The organism is Cryobacterium sp. PH29-G1, from assembly GCF_030063365.1.
Taxonomy (GTDB): Bacteria; Actinomycetota; Actinomycetes; order Actinomycetales; family Microbacteriaceae; genus Cryobacterium.
Genome location: NZ_JASISY010000004.1, coordinates 256,677 through 274,547, shown reverse-complemented (window position 1 = coordinate 274,547; position 17,871 = coordinate 256,677). Strand labels below are relative to the sequence as shown.

20 protein-coding genes are annotated in these 17,871 nt (G+C 65.9%); 5 read left to right on the top strand and 15 right to left on the bottom strand.

What is annotated here, in order from left to right; all coding sequences use genetic code 11:
• Positions 1-21 precede the first annotated feature (21 nt).
• On the top strand, positions 22-1,071 hold the full coding sequence (locus QMK22_RS07825) for an AI-2E family transporter (RefSeq protein ID WP_283497051.1): 1,050 nt from the start codon (positions 22-24) through the stop codon (positions 1,069-1,071).
• 26 nt (positions 1,072-1,097) lie between these two features.
• Here the strand turns inward: QMK22_RS07825 and QMK22_RS07820 are convergent, their stop codons facing one another.
• From QMK22_RS07820 to rpsB, 9 genes are all read right to left on the bottom strand, one after another.
• Complete coding sequence (locus QMK22_RS07820) at positions 1,098-1,838, bottom strand: alpha/beta hydrolase (RefSeq protein ID WP_283497050.1); 741 nt, start codon at positions 1,836-1,838, stop codon at positions 1,098-1,100.
• A gap of 43 nt (positions 1,839-1,881) precedes the next feature.
• On the bottom strand, positions 1,882-2,187 hold the full coding sequence (locus QMK22_RS07815; protein ID WP_283497049.1) for an Rv1322 family protein: 306 nt from the start codon (positions 2,185-2,187) through the stop codon (positions 1,882-1,884).
• Positions 2,188-2,241: 54 nt separating this feature from the next.
• Positions 2,242-2,919, bottom strand: a complete 678-nt coding sequence (locus tag QMK22_RS07810) for an aggregation-promoting factor C-terminal-like domain-containing protein (protein ID WP_283497048.1) — start codon at positions 2,917-2,919, stop codon at positions 2,242-2,244.
• Between the two features lie 55 nt (positions 2,920-2,974).
• Positions 2,975-3,745, bottom strand: a complete 771-nt coding sequence (locus tag QMK22_RS07805) for a DivIVA domain-containing protein (RefSeq protein ID WP_283497047.1) — start codon at positions 3,743-3,745, stop codon at positions 2,975-2,977.
• Positions 3,746-3,792: 47 nt separating this feature from the next.
• A complete protein-coding gene (locus QMK22_RS07800; RefSeq protein ID WP_283497046.1) occupies positions 3,793-4,806 on the bottom strand; it encodes a phosphatidate cytidylyltransferase in 1,014 nt (337 codons plus the stop codon).
• Positions 4,807-4,817: 11 nt separating this feature from the next.
• On the bottom strand, positions 4,818-5,372 hold the full coding sequence (frr, locus tag QMK22_RS07795; protein ID WP_283497045.1) for a ribosome recycling factor: 555 nt from the start codon (positions 5,370-5,372) through the stop codon (positions 4,818-4,820).
• 30 nt (positions 5,373-5,402) lie between these two features.
• Positions 5,403-6,167, bottom strand: a complete 765-nt coding sequence (gene pyrH / locus QMK22_RS07790; RefSeq protein ID WP_283497044.1) for a UMP kinase — start codon at positions 6,165-6,167, stop codon at positions 5,403-5,405.
• 124 nt (positions 6,168-6,291) lie between these two features.
• Positions 6,292-7,119, bottom strand: a complete 828-nt coding sequence (gene tsf, locus QMK22_RS07785; protein WP_283497043.1) for a translation elongation factor Ts — start codon at positions 7,117-7,119, stop codon at positions 6,292-6,294.
• Positions 7,120-7,129: 10 nt separating this feature from the next.
• A complete protein-coding gene (gene rpsB / locus QMK22_RS07780; protein ID WP_283497042.1) occupies positions 7,130-8,074 on the bottom strand; it encodes a 30S ribosomal protein S2 in 945 nt (314 codons plus the stop codon).
• Positions 8,075-8,330: 256 nt separating this feature from the next.
• Between rpsB and QMK22_RS17545 the strand changes: the two genes are divergently transcribed.
• Positions 8,331-8,543, top strand: a complete 213-nt coding sequence (locus QMK22_RS17545; RefSeq protein ID WP_502857279.1) for a pentapeptide repeat-containing protein — start codon at positions 8,331-8,333, stop codon at positions 8,541-8,543.
• The gene (locus tag QMK22_RS07770; RefSeq protein WP_283497040.1) at positions 8,536-9,132 is read left to right on the top strand and encodes a murein hydrolase activator EnvC family protein; all 597 of its coding nucleotides are present in this window, start codon (positions 8,536-8,538) and stop codon (positions 9,130-9,132) included. The genes QMK22_RS17545 and QMK22_RS07770 overlap by 8 nt, the downstream gene beginning before the upstream one ends.
• Before the next feature lie 121 nt (positions 9,133-9,253).
• Here the strand turns inward: QMK22_RS07770 and QMK22_RS07765 are convergent, their stop codons facing one another.
• Together QMK22_RS07765 and QMK22_RS07760 are read right to left on the bottom strand one after the other, a co-directional pair.
• Complete coding sequence (locus QMK22_RS07765) at positions 9,254-10,204, bottom strand: tyrosine-type recombinase/integrase (RefSeq protein ID WP_283497039.1); 951 nt, start codon at positions 10,202-10,204, stop codon at positions 9,254-9,256.
• A gap of 15 nt (positions 10,205-10,219) precedes the next feature.
• Positions 10,220-11,173 carry a phosphodiesterase gene (locus tag QMK22_RS07760; protein ID WP_283497038.1) on the bottom strand — a complete coding sequence of 318 codons (954 nt, stop codon included), beginning with the start codon at positions 11,171-11,173 and terminating at the stop codon, positions 10,220-10,222.
• 186 nt (positions 11,174-11,359) lie between these two features.
• Between QMK22_RS07760 and QMK22_RS07755 the strand changes: the two genes are divergently transcribed.
• A complete protein-coding gene (locus QMK22_RS07755) occupies positions 11,360-12,778 on the top strand; it encodes a pyridoxal phosphate-dependent decarboxylase family protein (RefSeq protein WP_283497037.1) in 1,419 nt (472 codons plus the stop codon).
• Between the two features lie 29 nt (positions 12,779-12,807).
• On the opposite strand, the gene dprA is transcribed toward QMK22_RS07755, so the two are convergent.
• The 4 genes from dprA to QMK22_RS07735 all read right to left on the bottom strand — a co-directional run bounded on the left by dprA (position 12,808) and on the right by QMK22_RS07735 (position 17,311).
• On the bottom strand, positions 12,808-14,133 hold the full coding sequence (gene dprA, locus QMK22_RS07750) for a DNA-processing protein DprA (protein WP_283497036.1): 1,326 nt from the start codon (positions 14,131-14,133) through the stop codon (positions 12,808-12,810).
• On the bottom strand, positions 14,130-15,665 hold the full coding sequence (locus QMK22_RS07745; protein ID WP_283497035.1) for a YifB family Mg chelatase-like AAA ATPase: 1,536 nt from the start codon (positions 15,663-15,665) through the stop codon (positions 14,130-14,132). The genes dprA and QMK22_RS07745 overlap by 4 nt, the downstream gene beginning before the upstream one ends.
• The gene (locus QMK22_RS07740) at positions 15,665-16,057 is read right to left on the bottom strand and encodes a YraN family protein (RefSeq protein WP_502857276.1); all 393 of its coding nucleotides are present in this window, start codon (positions 16,055-16,057) and stop codon (positions 15,665-15,667) included. The genes QMK22_RS07745 and QMK22_RS07740 overlap by 1 nt, the downstream gene beginning before the upstream one ends.
• A gap of 114 nt (positions 16,058-16,171) precedes the next feature.
• A complete protein-coding gene (locus QMK22_RS07735) occupies positions 16,172-17,311 on the bottom strand; it encodes an alcohol dehydrogenase catalytic domain-containing protein (RefSeq protein ID WP_283497034.1) in 1,140 nt (379 codons plus the stop codon).
• A gap of 39 nt (positions 17,312-17,350) precedes the next feature.
• Here QMK22_RS07735 and QMK22_RS07730 point away from each other — a divergent pair, with 39 nt between their 5' ends.
• Positions 17,351-17,818, top strand: a complete 468-nt coding sequence (locus QMK22_RS07730; protein WP_283497033.1) for a nitroreductase/quinone reductase family protein — start codon at positions 17,351-17,353, stop codon at positions 17,816-17,818.
• The last annotated feature ends 53 nt before the right edge of the window (positions 17,819-17,871 follow it).

Here is a 17,871-nt window from a genome sequence, read left to right as displayed (position 1 = left end):
CCCTACTCCTGGAGTCGACACGTGAAAATTCAAAATGCCTTCCGGTTCGGATTGGTCGGGACCCTGGGCGTTGGGCTCGGTCTGCTGATCATCACCTCGGTGATCACCCTGCAGACGATCATTATCTATGTCGGCGCAGCTCTCTTCATCGCGCTCGGTCTCGACCCTGCTGTGTCCTGGTTGGAGAAGAAAAGATTTCCGCGGTGGGCCGCTATTCTCACCGTGGTCGCGGCCGTGCTCGGCGTGCTCACCGCTGTCGTCTTTGCGATCGCTCCGATCATTGTCGACCAGGTCTCCAAGCTGTCCAAGCTCATTCCGGAACTCGTGCGTGCGGTGAATTCCTCCACCTATCTGAGCGATCTGCAAAAGCAGTTCCCCGGTCTGGACATCGGGGAAATCAGCAAAACGATCACGGATTTTCTCGGCGGTAACCTGACCAATATCACCGCCACGGTCGTTCAGTCGGGGCTGGCCTTTGTCAATGGCCTGTTCGGCGGCCTCATCATTCTCATTCTCACGCTTTATTTCACGGCTTCGCTGAACACCATGAAGCGCGCCACCTACCAGCTGGTTCCGGCGTCCAAGCGGGAACGCTTCACCGATATCAGTGAACAGATCACCACAGCGGTCGGTCGGTACATTGTGGGCCAGGCTGCCCTGGCCTCCGTGAACGGCGTGCTGAGCTTCATTTTTCTGTCGATCATCGGTGCGCCCTTCCCGGCGCTTCTCGCGTTCATCGCTTTTCTGCTGTCGTTGATTCCGCTGATCGGTACGATCTCAGGATCGGTCATCATCGTGCTGACCTGTTTGATTCCCGAAATCGGCAGTTCACCGCAGACCGCTCTCGCTGCAGCCATCTACTACCTCATCTATATGCAGGTCGAGGCATATGTGCTCAGCCCGAACATTATGAGCCGGGCCGTGTCCGTGCCGGGTGCCGTCATCGTGATTGCCGCTCTGGCCGGCGGCAGCTTGTTGGGCATTCTCGGCGCCCTGATCGCTATCCCGGTCGCCGCCTCGGTCATCATGATCGTCAAACAGGTGGTGATCCCCCGCCAGAACGAGCTCTGACGTAGACCGGTGCACGAGCGTGCCGGTCAGGACGCGTCGGGGAGTGCCGCCGTCCACTCGGTCGGCAGCGGCAGTGCTTGGGGGTTGACGGTCGCGACGATTTCAGTGAGCACCCGGCGGGTCATTTTTTCACCGATCCACAGGTGTTTGCCCCCCTCGACGGCAATGAGCCGCACGTCGGGCACGCTCGCAAACCGCAGTCGGGCGGCATCCGGTCGGAGGTAATCGTCGAACTCGGGGATCACCGCCACCAGGGCTCGGTCGTTGCCGGCCCACGCTGCCACCTCGTCACTGGTCGTGCTGTGCAGCGGCGGCGACAGCAGAATAGCGCCGCGGATCGGATATTCCAGACCGTATTTGAGCGCCAGTTCGGTGCCGAACGACCAGCCGACCAGCCACGGGTTAGGCAGGTGGCGCTCAGCAACGAAGGCCATGGCGGCGGCGACATCGGCCCGCTCGGTGAGGCCGTGGCCAAAACTGCCGTCACTCGTGCCGCGCGGCGACGACGTTCCGCGGGTGTTGAACCGCAGCACGGCCAGGTCGGCCAGGGCGGGCAGCCGGTTGGCCGCTTTGCGCAGAATATGCGAGTCCATGAAACCGCCGGCGGTGGGCAGCGGATGCAGCGTCACGAGCGTCGCGACCGGCGCGCGGTCCATCGGTGTGGCCAGCTCACCGACGAGGGTGAGACCGTCGCTGGTGTGCAGTTCGATGTGCTCGGTGGTGGCGGGCAGTTCGATGCCACCGCGGATGTCAACCGGTTCGGTCACTGGTTCTCCTTGGGTCTGGGAACGTTCAGGCGAGGCGAGCTGGTCACTTGATCTTCCAACAGTGCAGATGCCAGTGCCGCCGGTTGGACAGGTCGGCGGCATCGCCGAGCACTCCGTCCCCGCGCCAAGTGACGATATGAGCGGTGCGAGGAGCGATGTCGAGAGTGCAGCCAGGGCAGAGATACGTTTTAACGGCCTGCTTGGCCAGTACGGGCTGAACGTGCCACAGGCCGTCGCGCCGAACCTCGCTGCGCCGCCACCCGTCGAGCAAGTGGTTCAGGTCGGCATTATCTTCGTCGTCGCCCTGCTGCAGGGCTTTGCGGCCTCGGGGTCGATTGCTGCGCGCCATAGATCCAGTCTAAAGTGCGAGCCTCGGGGTCAAAACCAGCCCGACGGGACGGGCTTAGTACCAGCCGGAGGCCTGGGACTTCGCCCACGCGCCGCAGGGGGTACCGTACCGGCCGGTGATGTAGCCCAGACCCCATTCGATCTGGGTTCCGGCGTTCGTCGCCCAGTCCTCACCCGCGGTGGCCATCTTGGAGCCGGGAAGAGCCTGCGGAATTCCGTATGCGCCACTGGAACCGTTCTGAGCGTTGACACGCCATCCCGACTCTTTCTGCCACAGCGACACGAGGCAGTTGTACTGGTCTTCGCCCCAACCGCGGGACGCCACGGCGTCATAGGCGTATGCCTGCGCAGAACCCGGATCCGGCACTGCGGCAGACGGCGCGGTGAAGCTCTGGGTCTTGGCCGGGGTCGCGACGACGGGAATCGGCTCGGGCTCGGGCACCGGCTCAGGCTTGGCCGTAACGGAATAACCGTCCCGACTGATGGTGTTGGTGTAGCTGCCGGCTACGAGCACGGCCTGAACCGGACCAGCATCGGTCGTGCTGCCGGCGATCTGAAAGTACGGGGACGCCGTAGCACCGGAATAGGGATCGACCACGGTGACGAGCACGAAGGCGAACGCCGCGGTGAACCCGAAGAGAAAGTGTGTGGCTTTCACCCGAGTCCGGGTTCGACGAACCGTCGGCGTGACCGGTGCCGTGAGAGTGTCGATTGCCTGCAGATGCCTACCCATTACTACACGACCTTAGCCCACAACTTTGATAACAACCAAGTAACGGTCGAAAAAATCAGCGGACCGCGAGCATGACGTCAACGACACTGTCCAGAACCAGATCCACCTGCGCTTCCCGGTATCCTCCCCGTTCAGGGCGAAAGACGGCGGTTCGAATCTCGTCGACGGTGATCTCGCGGCCGTCCTGAAAATACTTGACTAATTTGTTGGCGAGACGGTCAACGTCCACGCGCTTGTAGCCCACCGCAAGCAGGCTCGTGCGCGCGAACCGGTGCCCCGGTGGGCGGCTGAGCCGAGTAACGAGCACTGCGGCCGTTCCTTCGGCGTCAGTCATCCACGCCTGCTCTCCCCCAGCGCGCAGCGCCTGATCGCGTTCCCGGGCCGCGAAGGCGTCTTCCAGTCGTTCCAGGGCGGCATCAACGTGTTCGGGAGAGTATCCGTCCTTGTGCATCGCAAAGGCGGTATGGCGGATGCCCTTTGCCGTCAGTGCGGCAGCGGCGCGGCTTGCTGTCGCCTCGGCCTCCTCGGCAACAGCAGCCTGGACGGCCGCAGTCCCGTCGGCGGCCGCCGGGTGCGCTTCGGATGGCGACGCCGTGCGCGACGCGATATCGGTATCGGCAGCGGCGGCGGCCCCGTCGACGGATCCGATCCATCCGGTGGAACCGGTGGAACCGGCAAGTTTTACGGCACCGGTGTCGGCGTCCGTCTCGTCATGCTGGCCGTCAGGCTGGTCGTACGCCCGGCGCGCTGCTGCCAGGAATGCTTCAACCTGGCTCACGTTATAGCCGAGCGATTTTTTACCCACTCGGGGAAATATGGTGCTCATAGCCTCATTGTCGCTTACTGGATTCGTGGAGGAAGAATCGATGGGGTTCACGCAAACACCAGGTACAGCGCGTATGCGGCAGCGGCGGAGGGCAGAATCGAGTCGATCCGGTCGAGAAATCCGCCGTGTCCGGGCAGCCAAGAACTCATGTCTTTGATACCGAGGTCACGTTTGATCAGCGATTCGGCCAGATCGCCGAAGGTGGCCGTGAGCAGGATCACCGCTCCGAAGACCAGTCCGAACCACCACTCCTGTTCGAGCATGAAGATCGCCAGCAGAACGCCGGCGATCATACAAATCAGACCGGCACCGATGAAGCCTTCCCACGTCTTCTTGGGGCTGATCGACGGTGCCATCGGGTGCTTGCCGAAGTTGAGACCGCTGACGTAAGCGCCGGTATCGGCAGAGATGACCAGGATCAGAAAGGCGAGGGTCCACCATTGCCCCTCCGGCTGTTTGACCAGCAGCACGGCGAAGCTGGCGAGAAAGACAACGTAAACCTGAATCAGGATGCCGCCACCGACATCGCCAAGGATGGAACGGGCCGAAGCGCGATGCGAGGGAATGACGAGCAGCGCCAGGCGCCACAGGCCGATCAACACGATGCCGCCGAGCATGACGAGCCATTGACCGGTAGCCCCGCCGTAGAATGCCGCCGGCACAATGGCCACCGCGGAAATGATCACCGGGATGCGCGGTACGTTGCGACCGGTATGCCGCAGCGCCTGGGCCAGCTCGAACGCACCGAATCCAACGATCACGACCGCAAAGATCATGAAGAGTTCTTTAATGATGATGAGGCTGAAGAGCATCAACCCGCCGAGCACGAGCCCGATCAAAACGGCGAGGATGAGGTTGCGCCCGGTACGCGCTTCAATTCGCTCATTCGTGGCGTCCAGCTGCGCGCGCGTGGCCTGCATCTGGCGCTCAAAATCTGCCTTGGTGTGCTGCACCTGACGTTCGAAATCGGCGCGCGTGGTTTTCACCTGCGCCCGGAACTCGGCGCGACTGACACCGTGACCGCGTTTATGCGGCTGATCGTTCCCCGGTTTCTCGGTCATCTGACGGCTCCTTAGATCTCGAGGAGTTCGGCTTCCTTGCGCTTGAAAGCGTCGTCGATGCCGTCCACGTGGCTCTTGGTGATCAGCTCGAGCTCTTTCTCGGCCCGCCCGACCTCGTCGTCGCCGACCTCGCTCTTCAGCGCGTCGAGCTCATCCTTGGCCTTGCGACGAATGTTGCGCACCGAGATGCGCGCATCCTCTGCCTTGGCCTTGACGATCTTCACGAATTCCTTGCGGCGATCCGTGGTGAGTTCGGGGAGGGTGGCCCGAATGGTGGTGCCGTCGTTTCCGACGTTGGCGCCCAGATTCGGGGTGTCGCGGATGGCGATCTCAATGTCGCGCAGCGCTCCCTTGTCGTACGGTCCGATCAGCATCGTGCGCGCTTCTTGGTTTTGCAGCGACGCCAGCTGTTCCAGCGGGGTCAGCGTGCCGTAGTAGCTCACCAGGATTTTCGCGAACATTTGCGGGTTGGCACGCCCGGTGCGTACGGTTCCAAAGTCGTCCTTGGCGGCCTCGAGGGCCCGATTCATGCGCGCAGTGGCGTCGGAAAGAACATCCGCGATCACGGTGACTCCTTAATTGGTGGTGGAACAATTCTAGTTGGAGACGCGAGTACCCAGATCGGTGCCGAGGATAGCGGCGGTGACGTTGCCGTCGGGGGCCATCCCGAACACCTGCATGGGCATGTGGTTGTCCATGCACAGGCTGAACGCGGTGGAGTCAACGACCTTGAGGCCTCGCTGCAGGGCTTCCAGATAGGTGATGTGGTGAATCTTTTGGGCGTCGGGGTTGGTACGGGGGTCGTCCGAATACACGCCGTCCACGCCGTTCTTAGCGACGAGCACTACATCGGCGTCAATCTCCAGGGCGCGCTGCGCGGCCACAGTGTCGGTGGAGAAATAGGGCAGTCCGGCGCCGGCGCCGAAGATCACGACGCGTCCCTTCTCGAGGTGACGTTCGGCGCGCCGCGGAATGTACTGCTCGGCAACCTGCGTCATGGAGATGGCAGACTGCACACGGGTCTCCGCGCCCGCCTGCTCGAGAAAGTCCTGCAGGGCCAGGGCGTTCATGACGGTTCCGAGCATGCCCATGTAGTCAGCGCGCCCACGGTCCATGCCTCGCTGAGAGAGCTCGGCGCCGCGAAAAAAGTTTCCGCCACCGACGACGATGGCTACTTCGACCTGCTTGGCGCCTTCGGCAATCTCTCGAGCCAGCGAGCTGACAACATCCGGATTCACACCGACGGCGCCGCCGCCGAAGGCTTCCCCGGACAGTTTGAGCAGCACCCGTCGTTTCTTGACGACCGCGGCGGGGTTCACCGGGGTCGTGTGGGTAATGGGCGTGCTGGCCGTGTCAGTCATGTCGTGCGGGGCCTTCCGAGATGGGGTGCTACCAAACTACCAAGTGCGAGTGTGCGTGCCGCCCGGGACACACACAAAAACGGAGGCCGGATCGCTTTCGCAATCCGACCTCCGTCATTTTTTGTTAGGCGCCGACCTTGAACCGGGCGAAGCCCGACACGGTCAGTTTTGCGTCGTCGAGAACCTTCGCGACGGACACCTTGTTGTCCTTGGCGTAGTCCTGTTCGAGCAGTGCGACCTGCTTGAGGTACGCCTTGACGCGTCCCTCAACGATCTTGGGCAGTGCCGCTTCCGGCTTGCCCTCGTTCTTCGAGATTTCGGTGACGATCTTGCGCTCGGTCTCCACGAGGTCAGCAGGAACATCGCTGGCCGCGAGGTACTCGGGGTTCGCGAACGAAATGTGCTGAGCCACGCTGCGAGCGGTCTCCACGTCGGCTCCGGAGAAACCGAGAACAACGCCGACCTGCGGGGGCAGATCCTTGCTGGTCTTGTGCAGGTAGATCGAGAACGACTCGCCGGTGACGGCGGCGATCCGGCGAAGTTCGAACTTCTCGCCGATGATGGCGGCTTCGCCGTCGATGAGTTCGGCGACGGTCTGCGATCCAGCAGGCGCGGCCAATCCAGCGGCAACGTCGCGCGCGCCGGCTTCGGCGATCGCGTCGAGAACCTTGTTGGCCAAGGCGACGAACTTGTCACCCTTCGCGACGAAGTCCGTCTCGCAAGCGAGTTCGATCATGTACGCGGTGGTGCCGATTTCCTTGGCAGCGACGAGTCCCTCAGAGGTGGAGCGGTCAGCGCGCTTGGCGTTGCCCTTTGCACCCTTGAGACGCAGGATCTCGATGGCCTTGTCCATGTCGCCGTCAGCTTCAACGAGGGCATTCTTGGTGTCGACCATTCCGGTGCCGAGGTTCTCGCGGAGAGCCTTGACGTTTTCGAGTGTGAAGTTTGCCATACCGGGTTCCTTACTTGGTCTCGTCGGCAACAACGGTCGCGTCGTCGGACACGGCAGCCAGAACGGCGGCAACGTCGGAATCGGAGACGGCGTCGGCGATGGTGACGGCGGGCTCAGCAACGACGGCCTCGTCGGCAACGACAGTAGCGTCGGCAACCTTCTCGGTCTCAGCCGAAGCCTGCGCGGGGGTGGTCTCGGCGTCGGGCGCCTGAAGCAATTCAGCTTCCCACGCGGCGAGGGGCTCAACTTCGGCCTCCGGCTTGGCGTGGCGCTGGATGAGGCCCTCGGCTGCGGCGTCCGCGATGATGCGGGTCAGCAGGCCGACGGAACGGATGGCGTCGTCGTTGCCCGGGATCGGGTACTGAACGTCGTCGGGGTCGCAGTTGGTGTCGAGGATGGCGATGACGGGGATGCCAAGCTTGCGCGCCTCGTCAATGGCGAGGTGCTCCTTGTTGGTGTCAACAACCCACAACGCAGACGGGGTCTTCGTGAGGTTGCGGATTCCGCCGAGGCTCTTGTGCAGCTTGACGAGCTCGCGCTTCTTGATGAGCATTTCCTTCTTCGTGAAACCGCTCTTGGCGGTGTCTTCGAAGTCGAGCTCTTCGAGTTCTTTCATGCGGGCCAGACGCTTGGACACGGTCTGGAAGTTGGTGAGGAGGCCACCGAGCCAACGCTGGTTGACGTAGGGCTGGCCCACGCGCTGCGCCTGCTCCGAGATGGATTCCTGGGCCTGCTTCTTCGTACCGACGAAGAGGATGGTGCCGCCGTGGGCAACCGTCTCCTTGACGAAGTCATAGGCCTTGTCAACGAACCCGAGCGACTGCTGCAGGTCGATGATGTAGATGCCGGAACGCTCGGTGAAGATGAAGCGCTTCATCTTCGGGTTCCAACGGCGGGTCTGGTGCCCGAAGTGCACGCCGCTGTCAAGCAGCTGGCGAATGGTTACGACGGCCATGTGCCGTACTCCTGTTCTGGTGCGGGCTCGAAAAGCCCCACCAATCGGTTTGTGCGATGATCGGTCGATCATCACTCCTGGTGCCCGGCACACGTCCGCCCTGTTCCACGAAAGTTTCTCGTGAGACGGGACCGATTAGGCGTGGCGGCCAAATGGGCACGCGTAGTCAGCGCACAAAGCGCTGCTGGGGATAGCGTATCACCGTCGGGGGTCGCTGCGCGACCGATCCGTGCTGGCTGTCGTCGGTCCGGCCGCCATGAATTTGGCCGTCCTGCGTCGGGCCGTCCTGCGTCGGGCCGTCCTGCGTCAGGCCGTCCTGCGTCAGGCCGTCCTGCGTCAGGCCGTCCTGCGTCAGGCCGTCCTGCGTCAGGCCGTCTCCTCCACCGGGAACGCATTCGCGAGCTCTCCACGACTTCGACAGCTGCCCGCCCAATGCCCAAACATCGCGGCAGGGTGTGGGCATGCATAGATTTCGCGCGCGGGCCGCATCCGCTCTCATCGCTGCACTTGTCGGTACGGGGCTTGTCGGTACGGGGCTTGTCGGTACGGGGCTCGAGGGTCTTGGTGCCGGTACCGCCTCCAGCGGTCCCCCGGTGGCACCTAGCCCGGTGGCAGCTATCCCGGCGGCAGCTACCCCGGCGGCAGCCGATGTCTGGCGTTGGCCGATCGCGGCACCACACCCCATCATCCGACCGTTCACCGCGCCGGAAACACCCTATGCGGCCGGTCATCGCGGAATCGACCTGGCGACAAAGACAGACGCAGCGGTCTTCGCTCCGAGCGACGGTGTGGTGTCGTTCGCCGGCAACGTCGTCGATCGACCGGTGCTGTCGATCATGCATCCTGATGATGTGATCACGACGGTCGAGCCTGTGATCGCGCTTGTCGCTGTGGGAGACCGGGTGCGCGCGGGGCAAAGAATCGGAACAGTGGCGACCGGTGGTCACTGCCCGTCAGGCTGCCTGCACTTTGGGGTGCGATCGCACGGACTCTACGTCTCGCCATTGCTCTTCGTGGGTATTGTGCCGCGCGCCATTTTGCTTCCGGCACTGCGGTGACGCGGTGTCGCCGTGCCGTGTCGCCGTGCCGTGTCGCCGTGCCGTGTCGTGTCGACCTGCCGCTGTGTCTCCCTACCGCTGTGTCGCGTCGTCGTAGCGCTGCCGGGCTTTTTCAGCCGGTTCAGGCGCGGGGGTGGGCGAGCCCGTAGCTGATCTTGAGGCGTTCCGCTGACACGTGGGTATAGATCTGGGTGGTACCCAGACTGACGTGGCCGAGAAGTTCCTGCACCGCGCGCAGGTCAGCCCCGCCGTCGAGCAGATGGGTGGCCGCGGTGTGCCGCAGGGCGTGCGGCCCGGCCGGACCGGTGCCTGGGATCGCAGCCAGCAGGGTTGCAACAATTCGGTAGACGCCGCGCACGCCGAGGCGCTGGCCCTGGCGCCCCAGAAACAGTGCGGCAGCACTGACCGCTGCCGGCGAAGGCCCAGCAGGATTCGACAGTTCAGCGTGGCCGGCGAGCGTGCGGCGAGCGCGGCGCAAGTAGTCAACGATGGCGCGCTGCGCTGGGACCCCGAAGGGCACCACACGCTCCTTCGCTCCCTTGCCGGTTACCCGCACCGTGAGTCGGTCCAGGTCTACGTCGGCGAGATTGAGGCCGACGAGTTCCGAGACCCGCAGCGCCGAAGCGTACAGAAGCTCGACGATCGCCCGATCGCGCAGTGCGAGCGCCTCGCCCCCCGTGGACCGGGCAGCCAGCAGGTCGAGCAGATCGGTCATCTGCGCGTGAGTGATGACGCGTGGCAGGGTGCGCCCTGGTTTCGGCGCGCGCAAGCGGGCCGCCGGGTCGGTGCCGTCGGCGTGGCCGAGCGCCAGCCAAGCTGTAAAGCTGCGCGCCGACGCAGAGCGGCGGGCCAGAGTGGCCCTGGCCAGGCCCGCTTGGGTAGCAACCCACAGCCATTCCCGTAACAGTTCGAGGGTCAGTTCAGCGGAGGCCGTGGCGCCCCGGTCGGCCGCAAACCCGGCCAGTTGGTTCAAGTCGGTGCGGTAGGCCCGCACCGTGTGCACGGAATAGCCACGCTCGGCGCTGAGATAGCGCAGAAAACCGTCGATGTCATCGCTCAGGGGCACGGGCATGGTTTCTCTCGCTCGTCACTGCTGACGCGAAAAGACTTGACGGCGTTCCTCGGCCGAGAGCGTTGCCAGTCGATCGACGACGGCGGTAGAAAACTGCGTGACGGCCGTGAACTCCCCGATCGGCATCTGCGAGTGCGTGATTTGATCGGCGTAGACGTGCACGAGGTTGAGCGTCTGGCCGCCATTCACTCCGGTCAGGGCCCGTTCCGGAGCACTGAGGTCCATCGTGTAGCAAGTTGCCGCCGCGACCGACACGGGAATACCGGCGAACAGTCCCTGGGTGGAGTAGTGCAGGTGGCCGCCGAGAATGGCGCGCACATCGCTGCCGGCCAGCACGGCGGCCAGTCGGGGCTGGTCGTGCAGCTCGAGCACGCTCATCAACGGCAGCGGCGTGGGAATCGGTGGGTGATGCAATGCCAGAATCGATCCGTGGCGGGCGGGCTGTGCCAGCACCTCGGTGAGCCAACTCAATTGTTCGTCGGTGACTTCGCCGTGGTGATAGCCGGGCACACTCGTGTCGAGGGCGATGATGCGCAGACCGTCAAGGTCGTGCACCTGGTCGACGGGCGCCTGGTCGACGGGCGCCTGGTCGACGGGCGGCTCGCCCTCGGCACGGTTCGGATCGCGCGGGTGCGCCGCGCCAAGGAGCACGGAACGAAATGATTCCCGCCGGTCATGGTTGCCCATCACCCAGATAATCGTGGCATCCCATTGGGCGGCGGCAGCCTCCACGATGCCCCGAATACGGCGATAGGCATCCGGTTCGCCACGATCGGCCACGTCGCCGGTGAGAATGAGGGCGTCCGGGCGGATACCCGAACGGTGCAGCTGCTCGAAGGCGCGGTGCACGGTGCGGTCCGTATCGACGGCGCCGTACAGCGCCGCGCGATCCGCTAAAAAATGGGTGTCACTGAGGTGCACCAGAATCTTCTCGGCGGGTGCGTACTGGCCCAACTGCACAGCTGCCATGGTTCACCTCTCGTCGGGTCTTCAGACTACGGGCACCCACCGACACCGAACACGTTCGCCGACCTCGACCAACGTACCCGAAACACCGACAGGCACTTATCGCCGGAGTTCGTGATGCCGACATCGCAGTGCCGACCGGTCGTGGCGACCCGGGCGGATCCGACCCGGCGGGGCTATCATGGCGCCATGTCTGCCCAGCCGGACGCCTACACCGAGGCTCTGGACCGTGCACTGTTGCACGCCCAGACCTGGCTTGCGTCTCTCCCCTCCCGCCCGGTCGGCCCCCGTGTCGACGCCGATACCCTGGCCGCACTGTCTGCCGGCCCGCTGCCCCCGTCACCAACCGCCGCGGCCGACGTTATCGATGAACTGGCTGCATTCGCGGAGCCTGGATTGATGGCCATGCCCTCCGGCCGATTTTTCGGATGGGTGATCGGCGGCACCCTGCCGGCCGCCCTCGCCGCCGACTGGCTCGTGAGCGCGTGGGACCAGAATGCGGCCCTGCGCTTCGCCACCCCCTCGACGGCGGTGTTGGAAGACACCGCCGGCAGTTGGCTGCTGGACGTGCTCGGTTTGCCGTCGGATGCCGACGTGGGCTTCACGACCGGTGCGACGATGGCCAATTTCGTCGGCCTCGCTGCCGGCCGGCAATGGGTGCTGGAGCAGGTCGGGTGGGATCTCAACCGGGAGGGACTAACCGGCGCGCCCCGGGTGCGGGTCTTCGTGGGGGCCGAGCGGCACGAGGTCATCGATCTCACCCTGCGCTACCTCGGACTGGGTGCGCCCATCGTCGTCGCCGTCGATGACGAAGGACGGTTACGGCCCGACGATCTGGCCGTTGTGATGGCCGCCGGGGACGGTCCGGCTATCGTCTGCCTGCAGGCCGGCAACCTGCATTCCGGGGCATCAGACCCGATGGCCGCGGCCATCGACGTGGCGCGCCAACACGGAGCGTGGGTACACGTCGACGGTGCGTTCGGTCTGTGGGCGGCGGTCAGCCCGCACCTTCGCGACCAACTGACCGGTGTGCAACGCGCCGATTCCTGGGCCACGGATGCCCATAAAACTCTGAATGTGCCCTATGACTGCGGGGTTGCCATCGTGTCCCGGCCCGCAGTGCTGCGGGGAGTCTTCGGCGTGCATACGAGCTACCTCATGGCCGCCGACAGCACCCCGGAAAACCTGGGGCCCGGCGACCCGTTCGAGAAGGTACCCGAGCTGTCCCGGCGAGCCAGAGGCGTTCCCGTGTGGGCGGCGCTGCGATCGCTCGGCCGCGAGGGCACGATCGCTTTGGTCGACGGTCTCGCGGCGAACGCGCGCGCCTTGGCCGACGGCCTGCAGTCGATGCCCGGCGTGTTGATCATCAACCGAGTCGTGTTCACGCAGGTGTGTGTCACATTCGGCAGCGATGCTCGCACTCGGCGGGTCACGCAGCAGCTCATCGCCGATGGTTCGGCCTGGATGAGCGGTTCACGCTGGAAGGATCGGGACATTCTGCGCATCTCGGTGAGCAATTGGTCAACGGATGCCGCGGACGTCGCTCTCTCGCTGACCGCGGTCGAGCGGGCCTGCGCGGCGGCGGACCGCGACGCCGAACGGGACTGAGCCCGCATATTTCGCCGCTGGCAATCCGCCTATAAACGACGCACCCAGCCCGCCTCGCGTTCCTGAGCGGCTCCGTCGAGATCGAGGCCGCCCAGGGCACCGCGCACCGCCGCACTCGATAACCCGGCGCGGCGCGACAGGTCGGCCACCGTGCGCGGGGATCGACCGCTCAGCGCATCGAACACGCGAATCTGGTCGCTGGTGCGCGGTCTCGGGCCGGGGCCGGCGTCGATGTCGGCAAAATCCAACGGCACCTGAATCGACCGCTCGCCGACCAACTCCGCCATCTCGGTGGGGGTGGTCACGCAGACGGCGGCGAATTCTCGGATGAGGCGGTGGCAGCCGGCCGAGGTGGGGCTCGTGATCGGCCCGGGCACGGCGCCGAGCGGCCGTCCCAGTGCCGACGCGTGGCCGGCCGTGTTGAGCGAGCCCGACCGCCAGCCGGCCTCGAGCACAACCGTTGCGGCACTGGATGCGGCGATGAGTCTGTTTCTCTGCAGGAACCGCCATTTTGTGGGCGCTGCCCCGCACGGCAGTTCCGACACGACGGCCCCGCACGCCACGATGCGGGAGAGCAAGGAGTCGTGGCCGCTTGGGTAGAACCGGTCGACTCCCCCGGCGAGAAAGGCTACGGTCATTCCCTCGCTGGCGAGCGCGGCCCGATGAGCCATCCCATCGATGCCGTAGGCGGCACCGGAGACGATCGCGAAGCCACGGTCCACCAGCCCGGCCGAAGCCTCCATCGCAATATGTTCGCCATACCCGGTGGCCGCCCGTGCCCCGACCAGCGCGATCGAGTTCGGCAGGGCGGCGAGGGCGGCGGGCACGCCACGCCACCACAACGCGAGCGGCGCATGATGCTCGAGGTCGTCGAGCCCGCTCGGCCACAGGGCGTCCGTCGCCAGCAACAACCGGGCCTGCATCCGGGCGGCCTGTTGCAGCGAACGGATGACGTCGCCCGAGTTCAGCCGCGGCCGCCACCGTTGCAGCCCCAGGTCGATGGCCTGCTCCAGTTCGCCGCCGGTCTCGGCATCCGCGTCGGCGGTGTCGCCGCTCGAACTGGACGCGAAGATCACGTCGGGTGCGCCCGGCTCGTTCCCACAGAGCGCCTCGCGTACGAGCGCACCGATCTGTACCGGGCTCCAGGATTCGAGGATGGCGGTGAGGGCCACACCGGCCCCGACGCTCGCCACCAGGAGTCCGGCGGTGCCGTCACCGGGTTCGGCGATACCCGACCAGGCGGCACGAGCGAAAACCTCTCCGGCGGTGGCCGTGTCGTCGGGTGCCGACAGATCGCCGCGCACCCCCGCAGCGAGCGCGCACACCCGGGTCTCATCGAGGCCGAACACTGTCATGATGACATTCCTTTGCGTAGGTAGAGCGCTTGACCGACCTGGTCGGGGCCGGGGCTGGTGAGACCGTCGAAGTCGGCGAGGGTCCACGCAATGCGCAGCACCCGGTCGTAGCCGCGCATGGTGATTCCGCCGCGTTCCAGCGCGCGATCGAGGCCCGCGGTCGTGGCCGGGGCCAGTCGAACTTTGGCCCCGCGTAGCCACGGGCCCGGAACCTGGGAGTTCAGAGCCCAGGGCGTACCGTGCAGACGCTCGCCGGCTGCGGCCCGGGCAGTGATCACGCGTTGCCGGGCGCTGACGCTCGTGACCCGGGGAGAAGCGGCGGCGAGCCGCAGTTGGGCCGCGGTGATGCGTTTTACGTTGAGCTGAATGTCGATGCGATCCAGCAGCGGACCCGAGATACGGGCCAGATAGCGTCGGCGCGCGTTCGGTGGGCAGGTGCAGCTCAGATCGTTTGCCCCGTACTGTCCGCACGGGCAGGGGTTGGCCGCCATCACGAGCTGGAACCGGGCCGGAAAATGGGCGACCGCGTTGGCGCGGTGGATGCTGATCCAGCCGGACTCGAGCGGCTGACGCAGGGCATCGAGCACAGGCGAGGCAAATTCGGGCGCCTCGTCAAGAAAAAGCACCCCGTGCGACGCCTGGGACGCTGCTCCCGGCCGGATCTGTGCGCCGCCACCGCCGACCATGGCCGCGGCGGTCGCGGTGTGGTGCGGCGCTTCCCACGGCGGTCGAGTGATCAGGGCACCACCCAGTCCGAGGCCGCTGAGCGAACGGAGGGAGCTCACCTCGAGCGAGCTGGCCGGATCAAGATCGGGCAAAAGTCCGGGCAGCCGGGCGGCGAGCATCGTCTTACCGGCGCCGGGCGGACCGAGCAAAAACACGTGGTGTCCACCGGCAGCGGCGATCTGCAGGGCCAGAATGGCGTCGTCATTGCCGATCACATCGGCCAGGTCGGGTTCCGCCGTCGGGCTGCTGGGTAGAACGGCGGGCAGGATGGGTTCGACCGGCTCGGGCGACAGCCGTGCACCGTGCCAGATCGCCGCATCGCGCAGCGAGGCGACACCGACCACTCGAATGTCGGGCACAAGCTTGGCCTCGGCCTCGTTGCCGATCGGCACCATCACCGTTGAGTGCCCGAGCCGGGCAGCTGTCATCACTCCCGGCAGAATGCCGGGAGTCGGCCGCAGTCGGCCGTCCAGCGCGAGCTCACCAAAATGCACGACCTTGCCGACCGATTGGCTAGAGACGGTGCTGTCGGCGGCGAGGCAGGCCAGAGCGATCGCGAGGTCGAAGCCGGCGCCGTGCTTGGGCAGTGCGGCCGGCGACAGGTTGATGGTGAGGCGGTGAACGGTGAGGGGGCATCCGCTGTTGGCCGCTGCGGCGCGCACCCGCTGGGTGGCCTGCGCGAGTGCCGCGTCGGGCAGACCGATCAGAATCATGCCGGGCAGTTGCGCCGAGATATCGGCTTCGACCTCGACGAGCGCGCCGGTCAGGCCGAGCAAGGCCACCGCGTGCGTGCGGGCGACCCCCATCAGAACACGCCCTCAAGGTGTTCGATAACCGGTTCCCGGCCGGTCAGGGCGATCACCGCGATGACGTCGATCCGGATCTGGCGCGGCCACCGCTCGGCTTGCACGCACCAGGCGGCAGCGAGGCGGCGCATCCGTGCCAGCTTTTTCACCGTGATGGCTTCAAACGGATGCCCGAAACCCAGGCTGCTGCGCGTCTTCACCTCAACGAAGACCACAGCCGCGCCCCGCTGCGCAACGAGGTCGATCTCCCCGTGGGCGCACCGCCAGTTGCGGGTCAGGATCGTGTAACCGGCGCGCTCCAAAAAGCGCGCGGCTTGCTCTTCGCCGAGCTTGCCGAGTTCGTCTTTGCGCGCCACGAGTGCCTCCGAACACCAGAGTGTCCTTCGGGTCATCCCCTGACCGGGCCGGTCGGCACAGTGGTGGACAACGCCGGCACGCACACCGGTGTGGAGGAGGACGCACACGACGCCCGCCAGTGCAGGCGGCCCGCGCTGCCCGCCGTGCCGTTACTCGGCGTGCATCACGAACAGGCGGCGCACGACGTCGCCGGCCACGAGAGCATCGAGGCTCTCATTGAGGTCGGCGAGCGGGCGGGTGTCGGTGTGCAACAGCTCCACCGGCAACCGGCCGTCCCGCCACAGCTGCAGATAGACCGGAATGTCACGGCTCGGAACGGAGTCGCCCATGTAGGAGCCGAGCAGGCGCCGGCCCAGTCCGGCAAATTGCAGCGCCTGCGTCGTGATGGTCTGCTCCGGATGCGGCAGCCCGACCGAGACCAGGGCACCGCCCCGGGTGAGCAGCGCGAGGCCGGCTTCCATCACCCGGGCGCTGCCGACGGCCTCGACGGCCAGATCGACGCCGTCGCCGGCGTGCTCGAGCACGAGTTGGGCGGCTTGGTCGGGTGAGCCGACCTGGTCGGCGCCGCAGCGCAGGGCGAGTGCCCGCTTCTCTGGTAGCGGATCGATGGCGATGACGGTCGTGCCCGCCACCTGGGCGGCCGCCATAACGGCCATCAGGCCCACCGCACCGAGTCCGAATACGATCACCGACTGTCCGGGCGCGAGAGCACCGGTGTTGAGCACGGCACCAATACCGGTCAGGGCCGCGCAGCCGAACATGGCAGCGATATCGAAGGGAACATCCTGGTCGACCACAACGACCGACTCGCGGGCGACGACCGCGTACTGAGAGAACGCCGAGACTCCCAGGTGGTGGTTGATCCGCTCCCCCGACTCGGTCGTCAATACGGCCGGACCGTGAAGAAGATCGCCGGCCCCATTGGCCTCGGCGCCGCGGTGGCAGAGCGCCGGGCGACCGGCCCGGCAGGCGCGGCAGTCACCGCAGCTGGGTACGAAGACCAGCACGACCCGGTCGCCAACGGCCACATCGTTGACACCGTCGCCGACCGCGCCCACGGTGCCCGCCGCCTCGTGTCCGAGCGCCATGGGGAGGGGGCGCACACGCGAGCCGTCGATAACCGACAGGTCGGAGTGGCACAGGCTGGCGCGTTCGATACGCACGAGCACCTCGCCGGCGCGCGGCGTCGGCACCGGAATCTGCTCCAGCGACAGGGGCAGGCTGTCGGCATAGGGTCGGGTAGAACCGGCGGCGCGAAGAATCGTGCTGAGCATCGTTGCTGGAGTCATTCCTCCAACCTAACGCCAGTCGCAACGTACGCTGGGCCTATGAACTCCGGTAAAACCGCGCGTCGCCCCCTGCGCAACCTCGTGACCGATATCGGCATGCGCGCCATGAACGGCGGGCACCGGATGTTGCTGGCCGTGACCGGGGGACGCCTCGGCTGGACCATCGGCACCATGCAGACCGTCGAACTGCACACCATCGGCCGCAGCAGCGGGCTGCGCCGGTCAACGATGCTCACAGCTCCCGTCCATGGGGGCGGCCGCTACGTGCTCGTGGCGTCCAAGGGCGGCGACGACCGCAACCCGTTCTGGTACCTGAACCTGTTGGCTCAGCCCGATGTGGAACTGACCATTCGTACGGTGACGCGCCCGTTTCGGGCTCGGGTGGCGTCATCCGCTGAGAAAGCCGAGCTGTGGCCGCGCATCATCGCCGCCTACTCCGGGTATGGTGCCTACCAGGACAAGACAGAGCGAGAGATTCCGGTGGTCATCTGCGAGCCCCGCCCCTAACCCCGCCTACCCATCGCCCGGGCCCGGGCCCGGCAAGCGGGCCCGGGATAGAT